Annotated in this window: 6 protein-coding genes; 3 read left to right on the forward strand and 3 right to left on the reverse strand. The window is 40.0% G+C overall.

Annotated elements, in window-relative coordinates; genetic code table 11:
- Window positions 1-63: 63 nt before the first annotated feature.
- Window positions 64-276, forward strand: coding sequence for a hypothetical protein (locus DBR11_RS12455; RefSeq protein ID WP_108552992.1), 213 nt, complete (start codon window positions 64-66; stop codon window positions 274-276).
- Window positions 277-329: 53 nt separating this feature from the next.
- Here DBR11_RS12455 and accD read toward each other — a convergent pair whose 3' ends face one another.
- Window positions 330-1,175, reverse strand: a complete 846-nt coding sequence (accD, locus tag DBR11_RS12460; protein ID WP_108552993.1) for an acetyl-CoA carboxylase, carboxyltransferase subunit beta — start codon at window positions 1,173-1,175, stop codon at window positions 330-332.
- A 142-nt stretch (window positions 1,176-1,317) separates the two neighbouring features.
- Here accD and fbaA point away from each other — a divergent pair, with 142 nt between their 5' ends.
- Together fbaA and DBR11_RS12470 are read left to right on the forward strand one after the other, a co-directional pair.
- On the forward strand, window positions 1,318-2,397 hold the full coding sequence (fbaA, locus tag DBR11_RS12465) for a class II fructose-bisphosphate aldolase (RefSeq protein WP_108552994.1): 1,080 nt from the start codon (window positions 1,318-1,320) through the stop codon (window positions 2,395-2,397).
- An 87-nt stretch (window positions 2,398-2,484) separates the two neighbouring features.
- Complete coding sequence (locus tag DBR11_RS12470) at window positions 2,485-2,910, forward strand: GNAT family N-acetyltransferase (RefSeq protein ID WP_108552995.1); 426 nt, start codon at window positions 2,485-2,487, stop codon at window positions 2,908-2,910.
- A 19-nt stretch (window positions 2,911-2,929) separates the two neighbouring features.
- Here the strand turns inward: DBR11_RS12470 and DBR11_RS12475 are convergent, their stop codons facing one another.
- Window positions 2,930-3,787: a hydroxymethylglutaryl-CoA lyase gene (locus DBR11_RS12475; protein WP_108552996.1), complete on the reverse strand. Its 858-nt coding sequence runs from the start codon at window positions 3,785-3,787 to the stop codon at window positions 2,930-2,932.
- Between the two features lie 94 nt (window positions 3,788-3,881).
- Window positions 3,882-6,816, reverse strand: a 2,935-nt coding sequence (gene secDF / locus DBR11_RS12480; protein ID WP_233260736.1) for a protein translocase subunit SecDF, incomplete at its 5' end; no start/stop codon positions are given.

Below are 6,816 nucleotides of genomic sequence, written 5' to 3' on the forward strand. Positions count from 1 at the left end.
ACAATACTTAGTTGGGGCTGTTATTAAATGAACTAACGATTGGTTCATTTAATATCTACCACTATGACACATCAACCAGAAAACAACAAAGACGAAGAAAAAAAGAAAACAGTTTATAAAGAGACTGAAGATCCGGAACAAAAAAAAGATGAAGGAGAAAGTTCTTCAGGATCAGACCTGAGCAGAACGGATCTGATCTCTAAACCGGATAGAAAAAATAAACCTCTTGGTTCCAGCCATGAACCCGGTACCATGCCGGGGAGTGGAAGTATCTAAATAAAAAAGGCGTTTGTGAAATCCACAAACGCCTTTTTTATATCTATCTTTTATTAGTTCTTCATCATCTTTAAGAAGTTTGCCAGTTTTGACTTCATCGCTCTTCTGTCTACAATAAAATCAAGGAAACCATGCTCCAATACGAATTCAGACGTTTGAAAACCCTTAGGAAGATCTTTCTTGATGGTCTCTTTAATAACCCTTGGACCGGCAAAGCCGATCAGTGCACCAGGTTCAGCAATATTAATGTCTCCCAACATGGCATATGATGCGGTTACACCACCCGTTGTAGGGTCTGTTAATAAAGAAATATAAGGAATCTTTGCCTGGCTCAGTAAAGCCAGTTTAGCCGATGTTTTAGCCATTTGCATCAACGAAAATGCAGCTTCCATCATTCGGGCACCTCCTGATTTGGAGATCATCAGGAAAGGAATTTTATGTTTAATGCTGTAATCGATAGATCTGGCAATTTTTTCTCCTACAACCGATCCCATAGAACCACCAATAAAATTGAAGTCCATACAGGCAATCACCAGTTCTTCACCTTCGATCTTTCCGTGTGCAGCCCTGATGGCATCATTTAAGCCGGTTTTAGCGATACTTTCTACCAGTCTGTCTTTATAAGGTTTACTGTCTGTGAAGTTTAAAGGATCTCCTGATTTTAACCCTGCAAAGAGTTCTTTGAACTGGTTGTCATCAAATAATACCTGGAAATATTCTTTAGAACCTACCCTTAGGTGGTAATCACAATAATGACAAACGTATTTATTTTCTATAAGATCCGAACTGTGTAATGCCTTTTTGCAATTAGGACATTTGTTCCATAAACCATCCGGCGCTTCCTTTTTTTCTTCTGTCAGTGTACTAATACCTTTATTTTCTCTCTTAAACCAAGCCATGTTATTTGTTGAAAAATGCGACTACAAAGAAACAAAAAAAAAATTGAACCGTCTATGATAGTTTTAGGATAAAATAAAACCCCGCTTAGATTTGCCTTAATCTATATTTTTCCTAACTTCGGCGTATACAAAAATTAGAAAAATGAGTTTAAAAGGCTACAAAGGAGTAATTTACGGAGATGCCGTTCAGGAATTGTTTGAGCAGGCTAAAAAGCACCAGTTTGCATTACCAGCAGTTAACGTTACGGGAACCAATACGATCAACGCAGTAATGGAAACAGCGAAAGCTGTAAATTCACCCGTTATGATTCAGTTGTCAAATGGTGGGGCACAGTTCTACGCAGGTAAGACATTGAATAATGAAAACCTTAAAGCATGTGTACTGGGCGCAGTATCCGCAGCTAAACACGTGCATTTACTTGCAGAACACTATGGTGTAGCTGTAGTATTACATACGGATCATGCGGCTAAAAAATTACTTCCATGGATTGACGGATTGCTGGATCACGGTGAGCAATTCTTTGCAGAACATGGAAAACCATTGTTTTCTTCTCACATGCTGGATCTTTCGGAAGAATCTATTGAAGAAAATATGGAAATCTCTGCTAAATATTTAGCCCGTATGGCTAAAATGGGCATGACTATCGAGATCGAACTGGGTGTAACTGGTGGTGAGGAAGATGGCGTAGACAATAGTGATGTAGACAGCTCTAAACTGTATACACAACCTTCTGAAGTAGCTTATGCTTACGAAGAATTAAGTAAAGTAAGTGATAAATTTACTGTAGCAGCAGCTTTCGGAAACGTTCACGGGGTATACAAACCTGGTAACGTGAAATTACAGCCGGTAATTTTGAAGAACTCACAGGATTATATCAGAGAGAAATTCAACCTGACTGCAGAAAAACCAATCAATTTTGTTTTCCACGGTGGTTCAGGTTCTTCTCAGGAAGAGATCAGAGAAGCCATTTCTTATGGTGCAATCAAAATGAATATTGATACAGATATGCAATGGGCATTCTGGGAAGGTATTCTTGATTACTATAAGGCTAATGAGGCTTATCTGCAAGGTCAGATCGGAAACCCTGACGGAGAAGATAAACCCAATAAAAAATACTACGATCCACGCGTTTGGTTGCGCAAAGGTGAAGAGACATTTGTTAAGCGTTTAACACAGGCTTTTGAAGACCTGAACTGCAAAGACGCCAGCGATAAATTATAAATAGTAAGCTTACTATTTAAGCTTTACAATCAACCATTTTAATAAGTCGCTTTCAAACAGAGCGACTTATTTTTTGTTATACTATTCATGGACACACTAGAGGTTATTAAAATCAGCAACCAGGAGCAGCTGGAAGATGCGTTTGCAATTCGTAAAAAGGTATTTGTTGATGAACAACATTGCCCACCCGAACTGGAATGGGAGAATGAAGACGTATCCACTCACTTCCTGGCCCTACTTGGTCACCAGCCCTGCGGTGCCTGCCGCTGGCGTAAAACAGATAACGGTTATAAACTGGAAAGGTTTGCTGTATTAAAAGAATTCAGGGGAAAGAGAATAGGGCAGGCTCTTGTAGCCGCAGTTCTGGCCGATTTACCCCGAGATCATGAATATGTTTATCTGAATGCGCAACTGGATGCTGTTTCCCTCTACAGCAAGTTCGGTTTCGCTGCAGAAGGGCCGCAATTTGAAGAAGCAGGTATCATGCACGTGAAAATGGTGCGTAAAGCCTGATCTTTTGTTACAGAAGAGCTTAAAGAAAGATCCTGGAAGAATAAGCCAGGGCAGCCTTCCATTTATTCATATCGAGTCCGGTAGGCTCGCCAATACGATCCAGATAGCTGATTAAGCCTTCTGTTGCCAGATTTCCGGTGAGGTCATCAGCAGCCATAGGACAGCCTCCATATCCCTTTAATGCGCTATCAAAACGCCTGCAGCCGCTTTCATAAGCCGCCTGTATCTTTTCCTCCCGTGTTTCGGGCGTACTGTGCAGGTGAACGCCAATTTCAAGATCACTAAAGCTTTTGGTAATTCCTGGTAAAATGGTCTTGATCTTCTCTGGAGAAGAAACACCCGTGGTGTCAGAAAGAGATAAGATCTTTACACCTAATCCAGCCAGTTCCGCTGTCCAGTGTTCTACGATATCTATGTTCCAGGGGTCGCCATAAGGGTTTCCAAAGCCCATAGACAGATACACTACCGCTTGTTTGCCATGCTGATCGCAAAGCTCCAGCATTTGCTTTACAGTATCCATTGATTGCAGGATACTGGAATTGGTATTGCGTTGCTGGAAGGTTTCTGAAATAGAAAAAGGAAAGCCAAGATAAGTGATCTCCGGATGCTGAACCGCTTCTTCAGCGCCCCTCACATTGGCTACAATGGCCAATAATTTGGAAACTGTATTGCTCAGATCCAGTTGAGATAACACTTCTCTGGTATCCTTTAATTGGGGAATCGCCTTAGGAGAAACAAAACTGCCAAAATCAATAGTGTCAAAACCGACTTGCAGGAGCAGGTTGATATAAGCTGCTTTAAGGTCTGTATCAATAAAATGATGGATGCCCTGCATGGCATCTCTTGGGCATTCAATCAGTTTAATCCGTTTTTCCATAAGGAAGCTTTATGCATTTCTGTAAAGATAGATACAACAAAAAAGGCATCCAATAGATGGATGCCTTTTATATACATTTTATTTGTATTAAGGTCTATTTGCTTTTTCCAAGATCCACTACAATAGGTGTAGAGATACAAAGTGAAGAATAAGTACCGATTACACGGCCAATTAATAAAGCAAAGATAAATCCTCTGATGCTGTCTCCACCGAAGATGAAGATCACCAATAATACAAAGAATACAGTTAATGAAGTCAGGATAGTACGGCTTAATGTACTGTTCAGCGCAAAGTTGATCAGTTTATTACGCTCTTCACCATGAAGGTCTTCTTTACCATGCTCTGCAAGTTTCTCGCGGATACGGTCAAACACAACCACTGTTTCTGTCATCGTATAAGACATTACCGTTAAGATTGCCGCAATGAAATCCTGCCCGATCTCTAAGGAGAATGGAAGTACGCCATCTAAAATGGTATAGAAAGAAAGTACCAGCAACACGTCATGGAATAACGCGATTACCGCACCTAAACCATAGTTCAGTTTCTTAAACCTTACGATGATATAGAAGAACATCAGTAAACAAGAGAACAATACCGCACCATAAGCGCTATATACCAGGTCACTTGCAATGATAGGTCCAACTTTCTGGTTACTCTCAATGGTGTATTTAGATCCGGTTTTATCCAGGCCTTTTTTCAATGCATCTTCTACCAGTTTATCCGCATGTGTATCCTGATCGGCAATGTGGAAAGTCGTGGTGATTTTTAATTCATTGTCATTACCAGCAGTTTTAACTTCTGGTGCTTCGTTGTCGAAAAGAGGGGTTAAATCAGATTTAACATCTTCAGTAGATATGTTTTTATCGAAGTGAACAATATAAGTTCTTCCACCTTTAAAGTCGATACCTAGTTTCAATCCGCCATTTTTAAAGTAGAAGATGAAACCTAAAACAATGATTACAGAAGAGATGGTATAATAGATCTTTCTGCGTCCAACAAAATCAAAAGCAATGTTTTTGAAAGCATGCAGGGTAGCTTTGTTACCGAAAGTAATGTTAGCGTTTTTGCTCAGCAGGGATTCGAAAACCAAACGGGAGATCAATACCGCACAGAACAGAGATGACAAAATACCAATACACAAAGTCGTAGCGAAACCTTGTACCGGTCCGTTACCGAAAATGTACAGGATCACACCCAAGATCAATACCGTTACGTTAGAGTCAATGATTGAAGGCATTGCATGTTTGAAACCTTCTTTGATAGAAAGTGCAGTGCTTTTGCCATGTAGTAATTCCTCTCTCACCCTTTCAAAGATCAGGATGTTCGCGTCAACCGATAAACCAATTACCAAAATGATACCAGCGATACCAGGTAAGGTTAACACCGCACCAAGGGATACAAGGATACCCATGATGAAGAATAAGTTGATCACAAGCGCTAAGTTAGCTACCCACCCGGCTTTGTTGTAATACAAGGCCATAAAGATCAGGATCACAATGAAAGCAAGTACAAATGACAATAAACCATTGTGGATTGCAGCCTGGCCTAAAGAAGGACCTACTACATATTCTCCTACAATTTTAGCAGGAGCAGGTAATTTACCAGCTTTTAAGATGTTGGCTAAATCTTGTGTATCGTTTACAGTGAAACTTCCAGTAATTGAAGAAATACCGTTAGGGATTTCGTTTTGAACCGTAGGAGCAGAGTAAACTGTATTGTCTAAAACAATAGCAATTGCTTTTTTATTGTTTGGATCTGCAGAAGCTTCTGCAGTGATTTTTTTCCATTTTGCAGCACCTTCACCAGTCATATACATGGTTACTTCTGGTTTGCCTTTCTGGTCAAAGTCATGACGGGCATCGCTGATCGCATCACCACCTAAATCTGGTTTGCCATCTGCTGAAGTTACTTTGATTGCATATAATTCGAAAACCTTGGTGTTTTCCATTGGTTTTACACTCCACATAAATTTGAAAGTCGGTGGAATGATAGACGCAATTTCAGGTTTTGCAAAGTAAGCGTTTACTTTAGCAGTATCTTTTTGAGCTACCCATCCTACAACCGGACCCGGACGTAAAGCAGGCTGTCCGTTTTCTCCCTGATAAGTTGGAATGCTCAATACAGCAAACAAAGGATTGTTTTTAGAAAGCTCTTGTTTTTTAACATCAGCAGAATCTTTTGTTGCCGGCTTTTTAGCCAGACCTGCCAGTTTACTTTCTGTTTTAGCTGTAGTGTCTTTAACGGCAGCAGTAGCTGAAGTATCTTTTAAAGTTGTAGCCAGAGTTTTGTTGATGTTTTCCAGAACTGAATAAACTTCTTCATTCTGGTACACCTGCCAGAACTGAAGTTCTGCAGAACCCTGCAATAATTTATGAATCCTTTCTTTGTCCTGAACACCTGGCATCTCAATCAGGATACGGTTGGTACCTTCTTGTTTCTGCATGTTCGGGCTCACTACACCAAATCCATCGATACGGCTTCTGATGATGATGAACGAACGGTCGATAGCGCTGGTGGCTTCTTTAGACAAATACGTTTTTACTTCTGAATTACTTGCATTGGCTTTAAGGTCCTTTGCATTGTCCTGATTGGAAAAGAAATCAGCCAGTTTTCCGTTAGGGCTTAATTTTTCATATTCGTTTACGAATAAACCAATGAAATCTTTACCACCAGCGTTTAACTGAGTTTGAGCGTTTGAGATCGCTTTGTTAAAATTAACATCAGCAGGATTGTTAGCCAAAGATTTTACAAGTTCACCTAACGATATTTCCATCGTTACGTTCATACCGCCTTTAAGGTCTAATCCAAGATTGATTTCTTTGGATTTACAGAACTGGTAATTAAAGCCAAAGACCGGATAAACCGGAACAGTAGCCATAGAATCCAAATAAGCCTTTTCTTTTAAAGGATCTCCTTTGGCATACGCTTTAGCGTTTTTTTCTACGTTTGATGTAACCAGGTTAAACGATAGAGAATACACACAGACAATACCTAATAGTATTGCCATAAATTTTATAAAACCTTTACCT

It is taken from the genome of Pedobacter sp. HMWF019 (genome assembly GCF_003061025.1).
Classification (GTDB): domain Bacteria; phylum Bacteroidota; class Bacteroidia; order Sphingobacteriales; family Sphingobacteriaceae; genus Pedobacter.